Genomic DNA, 681 nt, shown 5'->3' with positions numbered 1-681 from the left:
GACATGCGGTTGATGTACTGGCCGCTGGCGCAATAAGGCTTGGAACCCAGGTAACCGCCGTCGGCGTGCATGACCATGCCGAGGGTATTGGGCAGCTCGACCCAGTCGAACGCGTCCATATAGATGGCCAGATACCATTCACAGATCTGGCTCGGCGCGATGCCGGCGAGCAGGGCGAAATTGCCGGTGACCATCAGGCGCTGAATGTGATGGGCGTAGGCGTGTTTGAGGCTTTGGCCGATGGCCTGGCGCATGCAGTTCATTTGCGTGTCGCCGGTCCAGTAAAACTCTGGCAGGCGCCGCGTGTTACCGAAGGCATTGCCCTCGGCGTATTCCGGCATGTGCAGCCAATAAGCGCCCCGCACATATTCGCGCCAGCCGTTCAGTTGGCGGATGAAGCCTTCGGCGGCATTCAGGGCGATGTTGCCGGACCAATAGGCCGACTCCACGTCACTGCAGAGTTGACGCAGGTCGAGCAAGCCAATGTTCAGTGCAGCGCTGATACGCGCATGGAACAGAAACGGTTCGTCGCTGGCCATGGCGTCTTGATAATCGCCGAAACCGGCCAGGCCGTAATCGAGAAACCAGGCCCACAGTGCCTGGGCATCGGCGTGGGTCACCGGATAGTTGAAATCATCCAGGCTGCCGTAGTGACTGGCGAAACGATCCTTGACCAGTGCG

1 protein-coding gene is annotated in these 681 nt (G+C 59.9%); it reads right to left on the bottom strand.

Features of this window, described 5'->3' with window-relative positions; all coding sequences use genetic code 11:
- A partial coding sequence (locus BK660_RS30370) for a cryptochrome/photolyase family protein (protein ID WP_473087023.1) occupies nucleotides 1-681 on the bottom strand: 681 nt, incomplete at both ends.

This window comes from Pseudomonas brassicacearum, assembly GCF_003732265.1.
GTDB classification, from domain to species: Bacteria; Pseudomonadota; Gammaproteobacteria; order Pseudomonadales; family Pseudomonadaceae; genus Aquipseudomonas; species Aquipseudomonas brassicacearum_D.
The sequence above is the reverse complement of the archived record's forward strand: the minus strand, read 5'-3'. Positions and strand labels throughout refer to the sequence as shown.